18 protein-coding genes and 1 riboswitch are annotated in these 20,883 nt (G+C 43.6%); of the genes, 6 read left to right on the plus strand and 12 right to left on the minus strand.

What is annotated here, in order from left to right; genetic code table 11:
- Together L1271_RS12190 and msrA are read left to right on the plus strand one after the other, a co-directional pair.
- Positions 1-3,099 carry an efflux RND transporter permease subunit gene (locus tag L1271_RS12190; RefSeq protein WP_010607137.1) on the plus strand — a complete coding sequence of 1,033 codons (3,099 nt, stop codon included), beginning with the start codon at positions 1-3 and terminating at the stop codon, positions 3,097-3,099.
- On the plus strand, positions 3,099-3,632 hold the full coding sequence (msrA, locus tag L1271_RS12195; protein WP_102057581.1) for a peptide-methionine (S)-S-oxide reductase MsrA: 534 nt from the start codon (positions 3,099-3,101) through the stop codon (positions 3,630-3,632). The genes L1271_RS12190 and msrA overlap by 1 nt, the downstream gene beginning before the upstream one ends.
- A 41-nt stretch (positions 3,633-3,673) precedes the next feature.
- Here msrA and L1271_RS12200 read toward each other — a convergent pair whose 3' ends face one another.
- From L1271_RS12200 to L1271_RS12210, 3 genes are all read right to left on the minus strand, one after another.
- Positions 3,674-4,651 (minus strand): hypothetical protein, encoded by a 978-nt coding sequence (locus tag L1271_RS12200; RefSeq protein WP_102057582.1) that lies wholly within the window; start codon positions 4,649-4,651, stop codon positions 3,674-3,676.
- A gap of 160 nt (positions 4,652-4,811) precedes the next feature.
- Entirely contained in the window at positions 4,812-6,674 is a 1,863-nt protein-coding gene (locus tag L1271_RS12205; RefSeq protein WP_235367961.1) for a TonB-dependent receptor domain-containing protein, read from the minus strand.
- A gap of 35 nt (positions 6,675-6,709) precedes the next feature.
- Positions 6,710-6,958: riboswitch (cobalamin riboswitch) on the minus strand.
- A gap of 86 nt (positions 6,959-7,044) precedes the next feature.
- Positions 7,045-7,527 (minus strand): YajQ family cyclic di-GMP-binding protein, encoded by a 483-nt coding sequence (locus L1271_RS12210; protein ID WP_235367962.1) that lies wholly within the window; start codon positions 7,525-7,527, stop codon positions 7,045-7,047.
- Between the two features lie 152 nt (positions 7,528-7,679).
- Between L1271_RS12210 and L1271_RS12215 the strand changes: the two genes are divergently transcribed.
- Positions 7,680-8,030: a VanZ family protein gene (locus L1271_RS12215; RefSeq protein WP_174170590.1), complete on the plus strand. Its 351-nt coding sequence runs from the start codon at positions 7,680-7,682 to the stop codon at positions 8,028-8,030.
- Complete coding sequence (locus L1271_RS12220; RefSeq protein WP_235367963.1) at positions 8,023-8,925, plus strand: ketopantoate reductase family protein; 903 nt, start codon at positions 8,023-8,025, stop codon at positions 8,923-8,925. The genes L1271_RS12215 and L1271_RS12220 overlap by 8 nt, the downstream gene beginning before the upstream one ends.
- 615 nt (positions 8,926-9,540) lie before the next feature.
- Here the strand turns inward: L1271_RS12220 and thiI are convergent.
- Positions 9,541-10,998 (minus strand): tRNA uracil 4-sulfurtransferase ThiI, encoded by a 1,458-nt coding sequence (gene thiI, locus L1271_RS12225; protein ID WP_010607129.1) that lies wholly within the window; start codon positions 10,996-10,998, stop codon positions 9,541-9,543.
- Between the two features lie 221 nt (positions 10,999-11,219).
- A complete protein-coding gene (locus tag L1271_RS12230) occupies positions 11,220-11,876 on the minus strand; it encodes a TetR/AcrR family transcriptional regulator (protein ID WP_010374241.1) in 657 nt (218 codons plus the stop codon).
- A 185-nt stretch (positions 11,877-12,061) separates the two neighbouring features.
- On the opposite strand from L1271_RS12230, the gene coaD reads away from it, so the two are divergent.
- A complete protein-coding gene (coaD, locus tag L1271_RS12235; RefSeq protein ID WP_010374242.1) occupies positions 12,062-12,544 on the plus strand; it encodes a pantetheine-phosphate adenylyltransferase in 483 nt (160 codons plus the stop codon).
- Complete coding sequence (locus tag L1271_RS12240) at positions 12,541-13,899, plus strand: capsule assembly Wzi family protein (protein WP_235367964.1); 1,359 nt, start codon at positions 12,541-12,543, stop codon at positions 13,897-13,899. The genes coaD and L1271_RS12240 overlap by 4 nt, the downstream gene beginning before the upstream one ends.
- Positions 13,900-14,090: 191 nt before the next feature.
- On the opposite strand, the gene L1271_RS12245 is transcribed toward L1271_RS12240, so the two are convergent.
- The 7 genes from L1271_RS12245 to argC form a co-directional block, all read right to left on the minus strand.
- Positions 14,091-14,546 (minus strand): hypothetical protein, encoded by a 456-nt coding sequence (locus L1271_RS12245; RefSeq protein WP_233525185.1) that lies wholly within the window; start codon positions 14,544-14,546, stop codon positions 14,091-14,093.
- 66 nt (positions 14,547-14,612) lie between these two features.
- Positions 14,613-14,771 carry a hypothetical protein gene (locus L1271_RS12250; RefSeq protein ID WP_167310205.1) on the minus strand — a complete coding sequence of 53 codons (159 nt, stop codon included), beginning with the start codon at positions 14,769-14,771 and terminating at the stop codon, positions 14,613-14,615.
- A 177-nt stretch (positions 14,772-14,948) separates the two neighbouring features.
- Positions 14,949-16,814: an argininosuccinate lyase gene (gene argH, locus L1271_RS12255; RefSeq protein WP_235367965.1), complete on the minus strand. Its 1,866-nt coding sequence runs from the start codon at positions 16,812-16,814 to the stop codon at positions 14,949-14,951.
- Positions 16,815-16,828: 14 nt separating this feature from the next.
- Positions 16,829-18,040, minus strand: a complete 1,212-nt coding sequence (locus L1271_RS12260) for an argininosuccinate synthase (protein WP_010607125.1) — start codon at positions 18,038-18,040, stop codon at positions 16,829-16,831.
- Positions 18,041-18,051: 11 nt separating this feature from the next.
- Positions 18,052-18,972 carry an ornithine carbamoyltransferase gene (locus L1271_RS12265; protein WP_010374249.1) on the minus strand — a complete coding sequence of 307 codons (921 nt, stop codon included), beginning with the start codon at positions 18,970-18,972 and terminating at the stop codon, positions 18,052-18,054.
- 9 nt (positions 18,973-18,981) lie between these two features.
- On the minus strand, positions 18,982-19,761 hold the full coding sequence (gene argB, locus L1271_RS12270) for an acetylglutamate kinase (protein ID WP_235367966.1): 780 nt from the start codon (positions 19,759-19,761) through the stop codon (positions 18,982-18,984).
- Entirely contained in the window at positions 19,758-20,768 is a 1,011-nt protein-coding gene (gene argC / locus L1271_RS12275; protein WP_174170633.1) for an N-acetyl-gamma-glutamyl-phosphate reductase, read from the minus strand. Before argC ends, argB begins: the two co-directional genes overlap by 4 nt.
- Positions 20,769-20,883: the final 115 nt, after the last annotated feature.

The following is a 20,883-nucleotide window of genomic DNA, read 5'->3' on the forward strand; positions in this document are numbered from 1 at the left end:
GTGAGAATCACTGATACGGCGGTAAAGCGCCCGATCTTCGCGATCGTTATTAACTTACTGCTGCTGACCTTTGGCTTAGTGGCATTTACTATGCTACCGCTGCGCGAATATCCTGATATTGAAACCCCAATAGTCAGTGTAAGCACTAACTACACAGGCGCATCAGCGGAAGTAGTAGAAACCAAGATCACCCAAGTATTAGAAAACCGGATTTCGGGGATCGAAGGGATCAAAAGCATAAATTCCAGTAGCCGCAATGGTAGTTCCAATATCACTATCGAATTTAATATCGATCGCGACATCGACGCTGCTGCAAATGATGTGCGTGAGCGCGTTTCTCGAGCGCTGGATAGGTTGCCAGAGCAAGTTAGGCCGCCTGAAGTATCGAAATCAAACAGCGACGAAAGCCCTATCGCTTGGTTTGTACTCAACAGCGAAACCATGGATACCTTGCAGCTTTCAGACTACGCCCAGCGCTTTATCGTTGACCGTCTGGCGGTTGTTGATGGCGTATCGAATGTACGTATTGGCGGTGAACGTCAATACGCCATGAAGATTTGGCTAGACCGAAAGGCGATGGCCGCTCGTGGAGTCACAAGCAGTGATATTGAACAAGTGCTACGCAGAGAAAACGTAGAATTACCCGCTGGCGAAATAGAATCCGTTGACCGTGATTTTTCTGTTCGTATTGCCAGAAGCTATAAGACTCAAGAAGACTTTGACAACCTAGTAATTAAGCGTGGTGAACAAGGTTATTTGGTGCGACTTGGTGAAGTCGCGCAGGTGGTACTTGAAGCCGCTGACGACGAAAGTACCTTCCGTGGTAATGGTAAAAATATGATTGGCCTTGGCGTTGTCAAGCAAGCCAAAGCCAATACGCTAGAAGTGGTCGACAACGCCCGCAAAGAGCTTGAAAAAATAAAACGCAATCTGCCTCAAGGCACCACCATAGAAGACAGCTACGATTCTTCTATTTTTATTCGTGAGTCCATTGCGGAAGTATACAGCACACTTGCGATTGCCATGGCGTTGGTGGTACTCGTTATCTACATCTTCCTTGGCAATATCCGCGCTACGCTGATCCCTGCTGTTACCGTGCCGGTAGCCTTAGTTGCAACCTTTATGTTCTTGCTGGCCATGGGGTATTCTATCAACTTGCTGACGCTGCTTGCACTTGTGCTTGCCATCGGCCTTGTGGTCGATGACGCCATTGTGATGCTGGAAAATATCTATCGCCGTATCGAGCTTGGCGAACCCAAGTTACTGGCGGCATACCGTGGCGCACGTGAAGTAGGCTTTGCCATCATTGCCACAACGCTGGTTTTGGTTGCCGTATTTATTCCTTTGGTCTTTATGGATGGTCGTATTGGTGCCCTATTTACCGAGTTTGCCTTTGCAGTAAGTGCTGCGGTGCTGTTCTCCAGTATTACCGCGTTGACCTTGTCTCCAGCCCTTTGCTCCAAAGTATTAAAACCTAGTAATAAAGAAAACCGCTTTAGTCAGTGGATGGACCGTCAATTTACTCGACTAGAACAAGGGTATCGCCGTGTTTTACAAGACAACTTATCGCGCAAATACAGCCTGATCGTGATGTTGGCACTAGCGGGTTTTACCAGCTATAGCCTGTTTAAACAGATCCCGTCTGAACTGACACCAAAAGAAGACCGCGGTACTTTCTTCGTTATGATGAATGGTCCTGAAGGGGCAAGCTACGAAAACAACTCGCAAAATATGGCAAAAATTGAAGAGCGCCTACTTCCTTATGTAGACTCAGAGGAACTTAGCCGCGTGCTAATTCGGGTACCTGGTTGGGGTGGTCAAGGCGGTGTTGCTATTATCGGCATGCCAGACTGGGATGAGCGAAAACGCTCTACTTGGGAAGTCATGGATGAGATCAGCGGTAAAATGCAAGATGTTACAGATATTCGCGCCTTTGCTATTATGCGCCGTGGTATTGGCGGCGGCGGTAACTCACGCCCCATTGAGTTTGTACTACAAGGCAACGACTATGACGAATTGGCCGCATGGCGTGATCGCATCCTAGAACGCGCACGAGAAAATAAAGGACTGGTTCGCCTCGATCACGATTACAAAGAAACCTTCCCACAGTTTTTGATAAGCATTGATAAAACCAAAGCCGCAGATTTAGGCGTGTCGGTAAGTGCCATCGGCCAAACGCTAGAAACCATGTTGGGACAACGTCGTGTTACCACCTTTATTGACCGCGGTGAAGAATACGATGTGATCTTAAAAGGCACCAAAGCCGACTTCTCTGCCCCAGATAATATTTCTGATATTTATGTGAAATCTCGTAGCGATGAGCTTGTGCCATTAGACAGTTTGATCACCATAAAAGAAGAAGCCACAGCTTCTCGATTAAACCGCTACAACCGTATGCGCGCAATCACTATCACGGCAAACCTCGCTGGCGACTATACACTGGAGCAAGCGCTCGACTTTTTAAATAAAGTTGCCGCCGAAGAGAATGATATCGACGGTGCCATCGACTACAAAGGCGAGTCACAGCTGTTTTATGAAGGTGCATCAGCGATGACCTATGTGTTTATTCTGGCGCTAACCGTTACTTTCTTAGTATTAGCCGCACAGTTTGAAAGCTTTGTCCATCCACTGGTTATCATGCTCACCGTACCGCTGGGCTTAGTCGGTGCGATGTATGGATTATTTATCACCGACAGCACGCTAAACATTTATAGCCAAATTGGTATTGTCATGTTGATTGGCCTTAGCGCCAAAAACGGTATCTTAATCGTGGAATTTGCTAACCAATTGCGTGACAAAGGCATTGCCTTCGAACAAGCCATTGTTGATGCTGCTGCGCAGCGATTAAGACCTATTATTATGACCTCGCTAACAACCGTGATGAGCTCTATCCCGCTTGTGTTTGCAACAGGCCCTGGGTTCGAAAGCCGCATGGTGATCGGTGTCGTGATTTTTGCCGGTGTCAGTGTTGCCACCATTTTAACCTTGTTTGTTATCCCAACCGCCTATACTTTACTAGCTAAGCAGACGCAATCTCCAGAAGAGACGACAAAACGTCTTGAGGAGCAGTCGAAACAACATCCTGAGCAGGAGGTATAATGGCAACTTTACAAACCGCAACTTTTGGTGGTGGTTGTTTTTGGTGTATTGATGCGGCATTTCGCCGCGTCAATGGTGTTGAGTCAGTGCAGTCAGGTTACGCAGGTGGCCACACAGATAATCCCACCTATCAAATGATATGTCGGGGAGACAGTGGTCATGCTGAGGTAGTCCAACTGCAATTTGATGCCGATATTGTCAGCTTTGATACTTTGCTTAATATGTTTTTTACCCTGCATGACCCAACGCAGTTGAATCGCCAAGGCAATGACATTGGTACTCAGTACCGCAGTGTAGTGTTTTATCATGACCAGCAGCAACAGCAGCAAACTCAAGATTGTATTGCGCAGCTTCAAAGCCAGTTAAGTGAAAAAATAGTGACTGAAGTTAGCCCAGCGCCTGAATTTTATCCTGCTGAGCACTATCACCAAGATTATTACACTGAAAACCCAAACCAAGGCTATTGCAGTGTGATGATTGCTCCTAAAATTGCAAAGTTTGAAAGCCATTTTGCGGCGAATTTAAAACACTAAACTTGTGTGCCGAACGCAATCGATTGCGTTCGGCTTACGCCTTACGGCAACATAGGTATAGCAAATACATAAAAGCTAGTGCGGCCATCTTTAATCCGCAAATGCCCACGCGTTACTTCCATTTCTAAATTCGCAGTATCACCAGGTCTTAAGGTATCTAAGCCTTTAAGCGGAACAACACCTGAATTGATTAACTGGGCGTTGTGTTTAATGACCTGCGGAATATCTTCGCTCATATCCACACCCAAGAATTCAAACACATCAATCACAATACGGCTAAATTCTGTATAAAGCTTGTCAAAAATCCCCGGAGTCAAGGTATCTATCAAATCGAGGATCCACGGCAGCTCTACTTTTGTCGTCACCACAGGCTTAAAGCTAGAAATTAAAGGATCTAACTCAAGCTGCTGGGTACGTACATCATACTTACCTTTGATGGTGACATTTTCGTTGTTAATATAGACATGGATATAAATATTCATCCCAAGCTGCTTCTTACGAAACTTAGCGTAAGACTTCAAATCGAAGCCATCGATCAACACCGGTACTTTATTTTGTGCATCGACTCTACCTGCGATTTTCATATGCATAGTGCCGTAGAGACTAGTCGTGTGGCTTACTTTATTTGAACTAGATTGTGCGGCAATATTATTGACGATATCGGTCGTCAACTCTTTGTAGTTATGTTCTACATTCGAAAATTGCTGATGAATGATATCTGAAACCTGCGTATACATTTCCTTTGGACCTTGGCTAGATGTTGTCCTGCCAGTAGACCAACACTCTCCACCAGTATAAATTACAGGCACAGATATAGGCGTTAGGTGATCGTTGCCGGGGTGGCGATAATACATCATGCTGCGGATCCGATTACAGGTTTGCGATGGCGCGTTAAACCAAGCGAAATCGCCCGTCATTGATTGTGTTGAAAATTGAGGTTCAAGCTGATTTTCAGGTAGTGAGGCTTGCGCTGATGTGACAATCCCAAACGTGAGTAACCCAAATAATAGTGACTTCATGTTCTTTTCCTTAAGGTAGTAATAATACAAATCAAATCTATTATCAACCACACATAAGGCAGAACACCAGTTACAAATGTAATGCAACTAAATGATAAATAAGAAAAGTGATCCATTACTCACGATGGATCACTCTGGGTATTGAAAAGCTTTTAACGTATTAGAAGCTGTAGCTCACACCAACGTAGGCTTGTCTACCTAGTGGCTTATAGCCCAGTAAAGAGCCATCTTTTGCTTCGCCCGCTGTGGCATTGAAATAACGCTTATCGGTTAAGTTTTCAATACGGCCATTTAACTTGAATCCGTCGAAAAACGTATAGTTAGCAGCTAAGTTAAACAGCGTATATGACGGTAAAGTCACTGTATATGCACCTTCAGCTCCCCATACTTTATCGTCGCGATTACCTCTATGGACTAAGGTCAGTGTTGCGTCGACATTTTCCCACTCTTTACTGACTGAATAAGTTAAGGTGCGTCTCGCTCTGCGCTGTAATTGCTTATCGGTATCTGCGTCTTTAGCACTCACATAGCTCACATTTACCGTATGCTCGATACCAAAGTTGTCTTCAATTTCAACAGAAAGATCAGCACCTTCAAAGTCAGCGCGCTGAACATTGTAAGGGATGTATTTCCATTTATCATTTTGCTGATAAACGATTTTATCGGTAATACGGTTATCGTATACCGCAGCTTCCACACGGAAGTTCTCGCCGCTCCATGTAACAATAATTTCGTTATTAGTAGCTTCTTCTGGCTTAATATTTGGGTTAGGTAAATAGTAAGGACTATCAATCACAAACGCCTGTGATAAAGAAGGTGCTCTAAAGGCAGTACCATGATTCAACTTAACACTTAGGCCATCCATGAGTTGCTTACCTACAGCAACCGTGTAGGTGTTTGCACGACCATGAAAATCATAATCATCCGTTCTCAGTACAACCTCTGCCAGCCAATTTTCATCGTTGTAAAACCCACCGAGTGCTAAAGATAAATTATCACGCTCAGGCTCTGAAAAAGAGGCGGTAGAATCACCAACATCTTCATTTAGAAAGGTAAAGTTACCCGTGAAGATCAAAGCTTCAGTTAAACTATATTGCGACTGAAATTCAAATTGGCTGCGTTTGGTGACATAAGCGTTATCGTCAGCACTATTACCGATTTGAACATTTTGTTCCTTACCTAAGCTGTATGACGCACTTTGGCTAAACTTATCAGTACGTCTTTTCCACGCCAACTTATTGGTGTAGTTATGGAAACGGTAAGCATCACTACCAAAAGAGTCATACTCCCCCTCACCTTCACTGTACTGTGAACGTAAGCTAAAAATGCCACTTTCTTCATCACCATACTGCACATTTAAACCGGCATTACCGTTATAATATCCATCACGGTCATGGTTTTTTGTGATTGCAGCTTCAGGGTCTTTCTCAATCACATCATAGCCATCGGTATGAGTGTAACCCGCATTAGCTGCAATACTAAACTTGTCTTTTTTGTAATTTACCGTCGCTTCGGTCTTGGAGTAATTGTTACTCCCAGTAGTAAACGCGATAGTATTGTTATTCCCTTCGCGACTAATAATATTAATCACGCCAGCAATGGCATCTGAACCATAAATCGCAGCTTTGGCACCACGAATGATCTCAATCCTTTCGATGCTATTAAGTGGTAAATTAGTGAGCGAATTGTCACCGGAGTTTGCATCCGTCACTCGAACCCCATCGATTAACACTAGCGTATGCTTAGCATCATTACCGCGTAGGAATAAACTCACGCTTTGGCCGAGGCCACCGTTTCTAACCGCTTGAATACCAGCGACATTATCGAGTAGCGATACGACATCTTGAACATTGCTTTTTTCAATTTCAGCGCGACCTATAACCGTAATGGCAGACAATGCGCTTTCTAGAGATTGTTCAAATTTATTGGCAGTAACAGTGATATGTTCAACATTTTGATCCGCAAATGCTGAAAAAGAGAGCGCCGTCGCTATCGCCGCGCTTAGAGCAGTTTTATTTAACATGGTTTCCCCTAACTTGTACCCACCGTACAAGAACACAAAGTGACTGTTTCAAGGCCGGTCTCCGGGCTCAGTAAATCTGCAGATTAGCAGTTCACTCTACCGTTGCGGGGGCAGCGCTGGCATAGAACCGATCCAAGCTAATCATGTGTAATAAACTGTCTTACTCAATTTATTATTGATTCACGCAATTAGATGTTCCCTTGTGTTCGCACCAGTTTCCCGATTATCTATACACTTAGCAACCACACTAGGTTGTGTACAGCACCTTGAAAATGCGAGGCTATTGTCTTGGGTTTCGGAATGATTGTCAATGGACGTCTAGAAATCCAAAAGTGCAATCTATGCACTTTTGGAATGAAGTAAAGCGTAATTAGTCGCGGAAGTTTTTGAATTGAAATGGTTGGCCAAGCTCACCGGTACGAACCAATTGCATCGTTTCTTGCAAATCGTCACGCTTTTTACCCGTTACACGCACCGTATCGCCTTGAATTGATGCTTGAACTTTAACTTTTGAGTCTTTAATAAGCTTAACCAGTTTTTTCGCCGTCTCTTTGTCGATGCCTTGTTTTAACGCCACCTTGCGCGATACGTATTTGCCTGAGCGTTCAATGTCTTTTAGCTCGAAGCTTGCCACATCAAGGCCACGCTTTGCCGCTTTACCCACTAACATATCAAACAACTGCATAACTTGCTGTTCTGCTTCCGCTTTAAGGTTGATCATTTCACCGTTAAGCTCGATTGATGCATCTACGCCACGAAAATCAAAACGCGTATCAAGCTCGCGAACCGCGTTGTCTACGGTATTTTTTGCTTCTGTCATATCAATTTCAGATACAATATCAAATGAAGGCATGCTTCTCTCCTAAAGTCATTTTGGCTCGATTATAGCAGTTTATGCTTAATTTGAGTTACTTTAAGTTTTTAAACAGCGTATTAGGATGTTCACCCAATGGACAGTTTTCGATGGTATACTGCTCGCTTAGTCATACAGAAGTAGGATGTATTGTGACACGGCGCGTTTATAAAGCTCTTTTGATTATCTCTTTAATTATATGTACGGTGCTATTCGCAAAGGAAATTAGCTTGTCTCCAAAGCTGTTCCCAAATATCGATAAAGTGGCGCATTTTGGTGTGTTTTTTGTGCTTGCGTTTATCTCTCACCATGCTTTTAAAGTGAAAGTATGGACACACATAGTACTGCTGTCCTTGTATGGTGCAGGAATTGAGTGGATGCAACATTCATTACCGTATCGCCAAGCATCTACCGCTGATTTTTTCGCTGATTTAGCCGGTGCGGTCAGTTATTTTGTTCTATTTTATATTTGGGCAAGTTGGCGCAACAGAAAACATGGCTAACATACATATTTTAGGTGAAGGGGCGATAGGATTACTGCTCGCCCAGCACCTTAGTCAATCTCATCAAATTACGCTGATCACTCGAAACAAACGCGCGGCGACTTATCGCTATCAAACAGCAAGTATTCAACAAACCATCCCATGCAGTACAAAAACGCTTGCAGAACTTCCAGCTAGCAGTATAGATACGCTAATCATTCCTGTTAAAGCATATCAGGTCATCGAAGCACTCCGAGCGCTTCGCCCTGCACTTTCAAAAAATGGCACGCTAATCCTTAGTCATAATGGCATGGTAGATTGGTCTGGTGAGTTAGCAGCGCTTGATAAAACACAATCAGCCTACTTCTTAAGCACATCCATCGCAGGCTATAAAGTCGCAGACACTGTGCATCATACAGGACAAGGTGCAACTTGGTTTGGGCCGTTAAATTTACCAGCTGAATGCCACTACCAGCGCGTATTCTCGCAACTGTTTAGCACATTTGACAATGCTCAAACCACGTTTGACATCATGCCAACACTTTGGAAAAAGCTGGCGGTTAATATTGCCATTAACCCGTTAAGTGCATTGGAACAAGTCGCAAATGGTCAGCTAAGACAGCCCAAATACGCGGCCCAAATCCTTAATTTAATGAATGAAGTACAACTTGTGGCCACAAGTACAGGCGTGAACTTAGCGCTTAGCGAGCTAGTCACGCTTGCTTACACCGTAATGGCGCAAACTGCAAACAATCGCTCTTCAATGAATCAGGATATCACGAATAACAGACGCACAGAAATTGACGCCATGTGCGGGTATATTTGTGAGCTAGCAGCGAAGCAAAATATCGATGTGCCGTTTAATCAACAGTTACTTGAGGAAGTGAATAAGCGCTGGCAGCTAGCGCGACAATAGACTTAACTTCTCGGCGGGTAAACCGCCCCCCACAAAGTTATTTGCACAGCGAATTAGGGATACAGCTCGTTGAGAGTTTTTGCAATACTTGCAAGCAGCTTAACTGCTAAAACCGTAGAAGGTTTCATAAGCAGCTAATACCAATTGAATTAATTCTCTAATCAATTTGAAGGGTGAAATAGCATATTAGCTTCGTTAAAAATTTCTCATTTAGAACAACTAAATAGCAAAATTTTTGCCTTGCTACTAAAGCTATTTCCCCGCTTCAAGATAGATCATTTACTTAATACAACTGGTATAATTCCCCTTTCATCACACCTGAGAAGCATAAGCCGATATGCAATGCACCGGCGGGATGTCGGTTGCTTTCCTATCAGTTTTTTGGTTTTAGGCTTCAGTATGATGTCGGGGCGACGTTTTCTTGATTCGCTCGATTGTGTCGTTTCAAAAGAATGAACGAGGAGCGCATGGCTGCGCTTTGATACTAACTGTGGAGGGCAGCTACAAAATACCTAGTAAATAAACGAGGATAAACAAGCAACCTATAACCTCCCCACAAAAAACGCACGTTGGGTAAATCCTAAAGTCTCACCCAACGCTTGTTAACACGCTTTTTTAAGGACGGTACACCTTGACGTTTGCATAGCCATTTTCATGCAGAATAAGTGCTTGTAACTGGCTCATTACGCCTTTCGAACAGTACAAGTAGTATGCTTTGTCCTGTGGTAAGTCGCCAAACTTAGTGGCTAATCTAAAGAAAGGTAAGTGTATCACTTGTGCACCATCTAGCTCTAGAGGGTTTGCATCTTCCTCTTCTGGAGAACGAATATCCAGTACCACCGCGTTGTCCGGTAATTCACTTACCGATTCCGCTTCTTTCACCTCTTCTTTTGCTTCAGCTTCAATGTCGCGAATATCTTTTACCGTCGCGTTAGCTACAACCGTATTCAATACATCAAAGTCAAACTTTTCTTCTTCAGCTAATATCTTGTGAAGCTGTGCTTTTACCGTTGGTTTTTGAGAGATCACACCACAATATTCAGGCATTGCTTCTGCCATTTCATTGGTGCCAATCGCTCTGGCAATACGAATGATCTCTTCTTTATCGTGTTGAATAAGCGGTCGTAATATCAGCATCTCTGTGACACGGTCAATCACGTTAAGGTTAGCCAAGGTTTGGCTCGATACCTGACCAATACTTTCACCAGTTACCAGCGCAGGGATCCCTAAACGCTCTGCAACCACAGCACCTGCACGCATCATCATGCGCTTTAGTACCACGCCCATTTGTCCGCTTTCGATATTTTCAAGAATTTCTGCAACAACCGGCTCAAAGTCAATCGTAATAAATTTAACTTTGTGGGTAGAGCTAAATTGTTTCCACAAATAGTGGCTCACTTGCTTAACGCCAATTTCGTGGGCTGCGCCACCTAAGTTAAAGAACAAAAAGTGCGTTCGCGCGCCTTTTCGCATCATTTGATAAGTCGCAACACCCGAGTCGAATCCGCCAGAAACCAAAGACAGCACGTCTTCTTGCGTTGGTAGTGGGAAGCCACCTAGACCAAAGTGCTGGTGACGAACGATGTAGGCTTTATTGTCTTTGACTTCGATTTTAACCGTCACATCAGGTTTTTTCAGTCTTACACTGGCACCCTCTACATTTTGGTTTAAACCGCCACCAACATAACGCTCCACGTCGCTTGAAGTAAACTCATGCTTACCTTGGCGCTTTACACGCACGCAAAACGTTTTGCCCTTGATCAATGGCTCAACCAAAGCAATCGTTTGTTGGTAGATATCATCAAGCGTGTCGAACTGTGTTTCTTGCACCTCAATAAACTGCACAATACCTGGCGTGCGTTTAAGGTGGTCGATCAGACCAAGACGGGTTTTCTCGTCACTTAGCTCGCTCGTCACTGAGATATTGTCCCAGTTATTTTTAACTTTTACGTTTTCGTCAACGCGAACCAACAGCATTTTGATGTTTTTCTCTAATACTTTGGTAAAACGCTTACGGACGGATTTGCTCTTAATAGCAATTTCGGGATGTAATTTGACGATAAATTTAAGCATAAAAGTCACTCTACTACAGATCGATTATCGGTTGCGATGACGCACTGATTTGACCTAAGCGGACTTTATCGTGGCGCACACTGACCGAGGACAGTTCGGGCGCGCGAGTATATCAAACTCAGAGCCGATTAGGAAATAAACAAACCTTTTCCCTTTGTGCTCTACAAAGAAAGCCTTTTGCCGTGCTCACCCAGGCAAAAGGCCCGCTTAATTATTTCAGGCTAAGCAATACTCGGTAAGCTCGCCTCTGCTAGTGCTTGATAATGCTGCTGAAGTTGTGCCACTTTCGGTGCGCTCATGGGCGTCGCGTAAGGTTTAAAAATCATCAGAACTTTAACAATACCATTGTATATATCTTGTTGCTCAAGGACGCCTGTCATTCTTCTGGCTTTAACATAGGGAGTCCAGAAACTAACGGTCATTTTCAACATATGCGCGAGCTCTTTAGCATCGTCATCATCTATGGTGATCACGCCTGTATCTCTTAGACCAATTACCACAGCTTTTACTTGCTCAAGTAAGCGTGACTGAAAAGCAATGTAGTTTTTTTTCAATTCATCATCACGAGCCAAGATGTCTGTCAGATTGTCGTAGAAAAAGTGATAACGCCACATCAGGTCGAACAAGGAGTCTAAATATTGAGTTAGCTGCTCAAGCGGCTCATTGTGCTGCTCCAGTGGCTTAAAGTGCGTATTTAAATGCTCGCTATAAAGCGCGAATATTTGCCGAATGATGTCTTCTTTATTTTTAAAATGATAGTACAAATTGCCAGGACTAATCCCCAAACTGGACGCTATATGGTTTGTCGTAATCGCGCGCTCTCCATGCAAATTAAATAACGCGATGCTGGTACGTATTATTTTTTCCTTGGTATTCATTACGATTCTCTATCTTTGTTGATAACGTGGTCGCGCTATTGCTAGTGTTAATAGGCTATTGCGCGCTCCATGTGAAAAAATAGCACTAATTTTACCTCTAGATAAGCTTAGATCCGACAAAGCTGACCAGTGTTTTTTCAAAAAAACCTTGTTACCATACAAAAAAATTCAACATAATTACGCTTATGAAAGTCATCGCCCTCTACCCTGGCACATTTGATCCCCTCACTAATGGACATGAAGACTTAATCAAACGTGCAGCAAAAATGTTTGATACCGTGATCTTGGCAATTGCCCATAACCCAAATAAACAGCCTTGTTTCTCACTAGAGCAACGTGTTGCTTTGGCTGAAGAAATTTTAAAGTCACATAAAAATGTAAAGGTGATTGGGTTTTCAGGATTACTCGTTGATTTAGCGAAAGAGCAAAAAGCCAACGTGCTGATCCGCGGTATTCGCGCGGTGTCTGACTTTGACTATGAGTTCCAGCTGGCCAATATGAATCGCCGTTTACATCCCGATTTGGAAAGCGTATTTTTAACGCCATCTGAAAAGAATTCATTTATCTCGTCAACTTTAGTAAAAGAAGTTGCACTTCATAAAGGCAATGTCAGTGAATTTGTTCACCCGCTGGTTGCCAAAGCTTTAGAGGAAAAACTACACGGATGAAAAAGTGCCTATTATCCCTAGCCGTATTGGTTGGTACTTATGCGCATGCTTCACCTTGGATAGAGGTGTCACAAAGTGAGCTTAAACACAGCATAGATTTACTGGTTGCAGAAGGCGTGATAAATCGCCCAGTTAATCAATATCCTCTGTTGTGGAGCGGCATTGTTAATGACCTTGCCGCTATTGATGACAGCAATCTCTCTGAAACCGCAAGCTTTGCATTGGCACATTTACGCCATGCGCTAAAACAAGCAAAAAGAGAAAGATACAGTAGTGTAAAAGCACATTTTAACGGTGCTGAAGAGCGCTCAACAGGCTTTGGTGAACGTCAAAATGAACGTTCAGGCTTGCGTACTTATGGCGTTATTACAGGTGGTGCTGTTAGCGCTAAAGTTGCGGTTAACTACGCAGATGAAAGCCAAGATGGAAAATACGTTAATCACCACGGCAGTCACCTTGCAGTGTTGTTTGGTAATTGGTCTCTCAGCGCTGAGCGACTGAGTTACTGGTGGGGCCCGAGCAACGAAAATGCGCTGATGCTTTCAAACAACGCAGCCCCCATGAAAGCGGTTCGTTTAAGTCGTGCCAATAACAACTATATTGGACCAAGCTTTTTCTCTTTCGTTGGTCCTTGGCAAGTGACGGCCATTATGGCAAAACAACGCCCAAATATAGCCAGTAAAAAGGATGGCGACTTTTGGGGGTTTAGAGCGGCTGCTTTTCCAATTCAAGGGTTAGAACTTGGCTTTAGTACAACATCCAGCGACTTTGTTTATCAACAACAAAACCTTGAAAGCGAAAAGCAAACGCAACACCTCACCAGCGTTGACTTCAAATATTCCACTCGGATAGCTAATCAACCGCTCGCTTTATACGGTGAGTTTGCAGGCAATAATGACAGTGGTGCATTACCAAGCAATCCAATGTACACCCTAGGTATTGAAAGCTACTGGGGTGGTAAAGACTATCGTCTCAAGAGCTTTATTGAATATTCAGATACAAGCATTGATTGTAAAGACGAGCTAAAGCTCGCGCTTTGCCCAAGAGACAATACAGTGGATTCAGCGAACTACAGCGAGCGCGACCTCTGGCTTGGAGCAAGCTCGGGATTGGATGCTAAAAACCTCACATTCGCGTTAGATTACTTCAGCACGGATGGCATTGGCGCCTATGCCAAACTGAAACGAGTTGAATTTGACACACGAGATGTTGAACGAAACCAGCTCGAGCTCGGTTACCAACAAGGCGTGTTTGGCGCGCTTGCAAAAATAGGCGTAAAAGCATGGCAAGATAAGTCTCAGGAAGAAGACGAAAGCCACGCAGCACTTACGTTGAGCGTGGAATATCAGTTTTAACGAGCGGCCATCGCCGCTCTATGATCATGGCGTATAATCCAAGAAGATCTTTAGGAATAAGCAAAACGACAATTAAAAGCTGATCGGTTATATACATTCCGATAGTGTATAACCAGTAAGCACAAAAACAGCAAAACGAACACAACACACTGATAAGTAAGTAAAAACCACAGTTTAAATCGACTAAATTTTCAAGCTACCCTAGCTCTCACCTTACTTATAGCCCATTTAATACCTAACCAATCTTTATTGACTAATAAAGAAGCAACCATAATAAAGTCCACAGAAATCACTATGTATGAGTATAAATACCATAAGAACCAGCGTGTTACATTTTCATAAATATATGTATCTATAAACATAAAGAAGAACATTAAAGTATTAATAACCAAACCTACCGTAATATATAAAACGCCAACTTCGAGCTTTTCATCTTTAAAAAAAGTATACGCGACTAGAAAAAGAATCAATAAGGTAAAGAGATCAAACAAAGCAAATATTCCGTGAATAGCCGTATTGTAGCTATCAGAAGCAATGATAAAATCACTTACAAAGTAGGAGGTAAATAACAGGATAGAAGCAAAGAGTAGCTGTAAATTTTTCTGGACTTTTAGTATATAAAAAAATAGATGTAGCAGTGAGGCCATCAAGAAGCCCCATATTACAAGGGCTCCTATACTCATACCAAAAAAGTCATAAATTAACATTAATCATTAGTACGGTTCTTTAGACCCAGGCGGAATTATTGCACTTCCACGTGCGCCAGATACCATCTCAAGTTTACTTACAGATTGAATCACCTTATCAGAAAGTGGCTTTGCTTGACCAGTTGTTTTAGCTTGATTTTTTCTCGCTAGGATTGTTTTTATCATGAAATTTCCCTCAATATTTACAAATTAGTCTTAACTCTAAAAGTGAGTCATCTAAAAATTATCGAGATTTACTTAGCACGAAACACGCCAACATTTATTAAATCAATTTCAATCGGTTGATTTACATACAGAAAGAACGCTTACTAGCGCTCTTTCTTATTCTGTAAAAGCTTAGTGTTAAGCCACAAATTTACATGGAATACTTAAGCTAGATGTTTGTTTTATAATGAAATCCATCGCAATTTCATCACAGTTATCTTTGCGTAAACACAACTCGCAATCTTTCATCACTTTTTCAGGCAAGCTATCTTTGGTACAATTGTTAAAACCTTGTTTCATAAAGAAGCCAGGCACTCTAGTTAGTACAATAATACGATTGAGTGCCAATTTTTTGGCTTTCACCAGTAAATGCTCGACTAAAAGTTGCCCTTGTCCCTTTATTTCGCTCTCGGGATTTACACCCAAAGAGCGAATTTCAGCAAGCCCAGTGTCGTAAATATACAAAGATGCACATCCTGTCACTTTGCCATCGACCTCTGTCACCGCAAACTCATTGATACTATGGATCATATCACTTTTCGCTCGCGGTAGGTTCTCACCTACTTTAGCCCAATATTGGATCAGTCCGGCAATGGCTTCAACATCATCTAAATTGGCATCACGCACTAGGATTTTTTGCTTTTTTTTTGCCGTTTTAATGGCATTGGTCACTTGTGGCAATGAGGTGCCGCCTAATGCTTTACGAGCGGCAATACAAGCGTCAATTTCTAGTACCGGGTAGACATCCTCTGCAATTACTGCGCTGACTTGCTGGAATTCTTCTAAGCTCAGATCCTCGAGGTTTTGCCCCTTACTAATTGCTAACTGCACTAATTCACCGACGATGTGATGGCCTTCCCTAAACGGTATTCCCTTAGCAACGAGATAATCAGCAAGCTCTGTCGCATTGGCGTAACCACCTTTTGCAGCCGCTAACGTCTTATCACCATTAACCTTAATGCCTTTAACGCATGCTTCAGCCATATGAATACACGCAAGCCAAGTTGGCATGGCATCAAATAGGCCTTCTTTATCTTCCTGCATGTCTTTGTTGTAGGCCAAGGGCAAAGCTTTAAGCGTCATCATCATGCCGCTAAAGGCGCCAAAAACTCGACCTGTTTTGCCACGGATCAACTCTAAGGCATCAGGATTCTTTTTCTGTGGCATCAAGGATGAGCCGGACGTCACACTGTCGGCCAAATCAATAAATCCAGATTCACCAGAGTTGTAAAAGATCAAATCCTCTGCAAAACGAGATAAATGCATCATCGAAATAGACGCACAACTGAGTAGCTCAACCACAAAGTCACGATCAGAGACCGCATCTAAACTATTGCGAGAGGCTTCTCTAAAGCCAAGGTTTACAGCTAACATTTCACGGTCGATAGGATAAGCAGTCCCCGCTAGTGCACCTGAGCCAAGTGGGCACACATTTAACCTTTCAAGCGCATCATTTAAGCGCGACTCATCACGCTCAATCATCTCAACGTAGGCCATACACCAATGACTAAAGAGCACGGGCTGAGCACGCTGTAAATGGGTGTAGCCTGGCAACATAGTACCAAGCTCCTGCTCTGCGAGTACCACAAGAGCTTGCTTGAGTGAACTCAGTGCCACAAGCAATTGCTGCGCCGTTTTCCGGCTCCACAATCTAAAGTCTGTGGCTACTTGGTCGTTACGGCTTCGACCTGTGTGCAGCTTTTTACCTAAATCACCCACTTTGTCGATAAGTTTAGCTTCAACATAAGAATGAATATCCTCATGTCCCGCGGTTGCTACACTGCGCGGATCAGCAATCACTTCATCCAAAAGCTGTTTCAGCGCTGAGATGATCTGCTGATGTTCGCTTTCAGTTAATACATCTACTTGCTTTAGCGCACCCGCCCAAGCGATAGAGCCAACAATATCTTGCTCTGCCAATTGATAATCAAATGGCAGAGAATCATTAAATTGCTTAAATGCCTCATCAGGACCTGATGAAAAACGGCCACCCCATAATGCCATCTCGTTCTCCTACCTTAAGACTGCTTTTGCTTGTTTAACGCCGCTATCCGGCTAGATAGTGAGAATAGACGAATGAATCCCTCCGCATGAGATTGGTCATATACATCATCTTCACCAAATGTGGCAAAATCTTCGCTGTATAAGCTATTGATTGATTGCTTTTGCACTGCATGTACATGGCCTTTATAAAGCTTAAGTACCACCTCACCAGTTGCCTGCTGTGCGAAAGACTCTGCGGCAGCTAGAATTGAATCTTTCAGTGGGGTAAACCAACGACCGTCATAGACTAAGTGTGCAAACTCTTCGCTAAGCGCGGTTTTCCATTTACGACAAGATTTGTCTAAGATCAGCTCATCAATCGCTTGTAACGCAGCCATCATCACAGTGCCTCCCGGTGTTTCATAACAGCCACGAGATTTCATGCCGACCAGGCGGTTTTCAACGATATCCACACGACCAACACCGTGCTGCGCTGCAATCTCGTTTAACTTAACTAGGCACTGATAAGGGCTGTAGCTCTCACCGTTAACACCGGTGATTTCACCCTTTTCGATTAATACCGACACATATTCAGGCTGATCCGGAGCTGCTTCTGGAGAGTTAGTCATGGTCCAAACCTGATCGCTTGGCTCATTCCATGGATCTTCCAATTCGCCACCTTCGTGAGAAATATGCCAAGCATTGGCATCACGACTGTAAATTTTGGTGGCAGAGGCTGCACAAGGGATATTACGCTCGGCCAAATAGTCAAGCAAAGATTCACGACTTGATAGTGACCATTCACGCCATGGTGCAATCACTTTAAGGTCAGGCGCAAGCGCTGAGAAGCAAGATTCAAAACGCACCTGATCATTCCCCTTGCCTGTACAACCATGCGAAAGTGCATCCGCGCCAACTTTACGAGCGATTTCAACTTGTGCTTTGGCGATAATAGGACGCGCCATCGAAGTACCCAGTAAATATGTCCCTTCATAGATAGCACCAGTTTTAAGAGTTGGATAAATATAGTCGCTAACCATTTCTTCTTTTAAGTCGACGATATGGCACTCAGAGGCACCCGATGCGATTGCCTTTTCTTCAACCCCAACCAGTTCTTCTTCACCCTGACCTACATCGGCAACAAAGGCGACAACTTCACAACCGTAGTTCTCTTTTAACCATGGCACAATCGCTGATGTGTCTAATCCACCAGAGTAAGCCAGTACCACTTTTTTAATCTTGCTCATGTTCTTTAACCTCAAACGTAATCTTTGTTTAACAGCGATACCAGCAATGCGTTTTGAGCATGCATGCGGTTTTCAGCTTGTTGAATAATTTTTGACTTTGGCCCGTCCATCACTTCGGAAGTAATTTCAAACTCACGATGTGCTGGCTGGCAATGCAAAATGGTTTGTGCGCCACACGCTTCAACCAATTGTTGGTTGATTTGATATGGCATAAAGGTGTCTTTCACCTGTTCAATTGGCGTTTTATTCCCCATCGAAACCCAAGTATCAGCGTAGAGCACATTGGCACCAGCCGCCGCTTCTACCCGATCACTGACCAGAACTGAGGCGCCATTTACCGCCGCAATTTGTTCAGCTTGCTTTACAATCTGTGCATCTGGAGAATGACCTTTAGGACAAACCGCCACAAAATCAGTACCTAACGTTGCCGCAAGCAACATTAATGAATGTGTTACGTTGTTACCTTCACCGAGATAAGCGATTTTGATCTGACTGACATCGTCGTAAGTTTCAAATAAGGTGAGAAAATCAGCCAACGCTTGGCAAGGGTGATATAAATCACATAGGCTATTCACAACAGGCACAGACGAAAACTCAGCGAGCGTCTCAAGCGTGCTATGGTGATTTACTCGGGCCACAAGGCCGTCAGCCCAAGTAGAAATATTAAGCGCAAAATCTTTTACGGATTCACGCGCCCCCATTGCACCGTTTTGCTGATCTAAATACACAGCATGGCCGCCCAGTTTATGGATACCTATATCGAACGACAGCCGCGTTCTTAAGCTCGGCTTTTCGAATAACGTGACAATCGATTTGCCTGCTAAGGCTTGGTTATATTCTTGCGGTTGATTTTTAATATTTTTTGCAAGCTTTAATAAGTTCAAAACGTTAGTTTGGTCTAATTCCAAACCAGTTAAAAAATGCTTAGTCATGGTGTTTTCCTACGGCAGAATTTGTGTACCTACGTGCTCACCATTGAGCAACGCAATTAAATTTTCTGGCTTTTGCCAGCTAGAGATGTACACCCCTCGTCGTAAGTGTTGGGCAGCGTGAAGACTGGTCTTAACTTTGACCTCCATCCCGCCCACAATGACCTTTTGCGCGATTAACGTTGAGATCTGTTCCGCGTTAAGTTGATTTAATGGCTGTTTATCGCCATCAAGTACCGCCTCAACGTCAGTCATAAAAATAAGTTCTGCACCAAGCTTACTGGCGATAGCTGCTGCTGCTTCATCCGCATTCACGTTGTATAAATGGCCGTCAGCGCCAATACCAACTGAACTAACAACAGGCAACCTGTCAAACTCCAACACCGCTTCAAGCATGCCCCCTTCACTCGCTTCACAGCTACCCACACGGCCAAGCGCTTTAAGCTTTTGAGTTGTGGTAAATCCTGCATCATATAAGCACAGCCCAACGGGCTTGAGCGTGGCGGTAATGGCATCCGCCATCAGTTGCTTGTTAGCACAGCCTGCAAGTGCACCAACAATATAGGGCATTTGCTCTTGCGGACTGATCCGCAGTCCTTGATGTTTTGCAGTAGCAAAACCAGCATCGGTAAGCCACTTATCAACCAGCGCCCCGCCACCATGAACAATCACAAACTGCTTGTGTGGTGCGTCCTGTTGAATTTGCTTGATAGCTGAAAACAATGCTTGCGCTGCACCCTCTTGATTCAACACCGCACCACCTAGTTTTATCACCCAAGTTTGTTTGGTCATGCTGATACTCCTAAACCTTGATAATGCTCAAGTCCTGCCGCCAAGTTCATACATTGTAATGCTTGGCCTGCAGCCCCTTTAAGCAAGTTATCAATCGCGACAACCACGATCAGTTGATTGCCCTTTTGCTGCCAACCAATATCAACAAAAGGCTGATTTTCAACGGCTTTGATTGATGGAAGTTGACTCCCCTTTAATCTGATCAGCGGCTCATCGGCAAGCACTTGGTAAGCGGCATCGACTTGATTTGGTGTGACATTTTCTTTCAGAGTGACGTAGATCGTTTCCAAGATACCACGCTTAAAGTTCCCTAAATGCGGCGTAAACAACACTGGGTGTTCAAGGTATTTTTCTATTTCTGGACTGTGTCTGTGCGTAAACAAACCGTACGGTGCAAGAGATACTTCGCAAAAGTGTGTGGCGACATTCGCTTTTCTACCTGCGCCAGTAACACCTGAAACAGCATTGATGATAACTGGTTGCTCTGTTATCAGATCAGCTTGTTGTAATGGCTTGAGTGCATTGAGTGCCGCAGTCGGATAGCAGCCCGCGACCGCCACCAACTTCGCCGTTTTAATAGCATCGCCATACCATTCAGCTAATCCGTATTGCGCTTGCGCTAACCAGTCTTGATGTGGGTGAGAAAAGCCGTAGTAATTTTCGTAGTCTTCATTGCTAGATAAACGGTAACCTCCAGATAGGTCAAAAACCCGTTTCCCCATCTGTAAAAATATCGGTGCAAGCTCTACGCTAACCTTGTGATCCGTGCATAAACACACATAATCCGATGATTGCTCTATCAACGAAAAAGCTTGCTCATTTAAGGGTTGCAGCTCAATATCTAGCAAGCCCGAATATTCTGGATATAAATCGCTGATGAATTTGTGTTTGTCTAAGCTTTGCTCAGATACAAAGCAATGCGCAAGTGTGAAGGCAGGATGCTTGGCAACCAGCTTAGCAAGCTCAGCGCCACTGTAGCCGCTCGCTCCGATTATAGATACTTTCAACATAGTGTTCTCAAGATTAAAAAAGTTTGATTAGGATTGGTTCTGCTAATTGTTGAAGTCAAATCGTCGCATTGCTGTTCCAAAATATATTTATGCTAAAAAAGTGAATTGATAT

The organism is Pseudoalteromonas sp. OF5H-5 (assembly GCF_021530695.1).
Lineage (GTDB): Bacteria > Pseudomonadota > Gammaproteobacteria > Enterobacterales > Alteromonadaceae > Pseudoalteromonas.

Bases quoted from the DNA above. Each gene is read 5' to 3' on its own strand.
- msrA (WP_102057581.1), top strand. From the start codon at position 3,099: ATGGCAACTTTACAAACCGCAACTTTTGGTGGTGGTTGTTTTTGGTGT.
- L1271_RS12200 (WP_102057582.1), bottom strand. From the start codon at position 4,651: ATGAAGTCACTATTATTTGGGTTACTCACGTTTGGGATTGTCACATCA.
- L1271_RS12205 (WP_235367961.1), bottom strand. From the start codon at position 6,674: ATGTTAAATAAAACTGCTCTAAGCGCGGCGATAGCGACGGCGCTCTCT.
- L1271_RS12210 (WP_235367962.1), bottom strand. From the start codon at position 7,527: ATGCCTTCATTTGATATTGTATCTGAAATTGATATGACAGAAGCAAAA.
- L1271_RS12220 (WP_235367963.1), top strand. From the start codon at position 8,023: ATGGCTAACATACATATTTTAGGTGAAGGGGCGATAGGATTACTGCTC.
- thiI (WP_010607129.1), bottom strand. From the start codon at position 10,998: ATGCTTAAATTTATCGTCAAATTACATCCCGAAATTGCTATTAAGAGC.
- L1271_RS12230 (WP_010374241.1), bottom strand. From the start codon at position 11,876: ATGAATACCAAGGAAAAAATAATACGTACCAGCATCGCGTTATTTAAT.
- coaD (WP_010374242.1), top strand. From the start codon at position 12,062: ATGAAAGTCATCGCCCTCTACCCTGGCACATTTGATCCCCTCACTAAT.
- L1271_RS12240 (WP_235367964.1), top strand. From the start codon at position 12,541: ATGAAAAAGTGCCTATTATCCCTAGCCGTATTGGTTGGTACTTATGCG.
- L1271_RS12245 (WP_233525185.1), bottom strand. From the start codon at position 14,546: ATGGCCTCACTGCTACATCTATTTTTTTATATACTAAAAGTCCAGAAA.
- L1271_RS12250 (WP_167310205.1), bottom strand. From the start codon at position 14,771: ATGATAAAAACAATCCTAGCGAGAAAAAATCAAGCTAAAACAACTGGT.
- argH (WP_235367965.1), bottom strand. From the start codon at position 16,814: ATGGCATTATGGGGTGGCCGTTTTTCATCAGGTCCTGATGAGGCATTT.
- L1271_RS12260 (WP_010607125.1), bottom strand. From the start codon at position 18,040: ATGAGCAAGATTAAAAAAGTGGTACTGGCTTACTCTGGTGGATTAGAC.
- L1271_RS12265 (WP_010374249.1), bottom strand. From the start codon at position 18,972: ATGACTAAGCATTTTTTAACTGGTTTGGAATTAGACCAAACTAACGTT.
- argB (WP_235367966.1), bottom strand. From the start codon at position 19,761: ATGACCAAACAAACTTGGGTGATAAAACTAGGTGGTGCGGTGTTGAAT.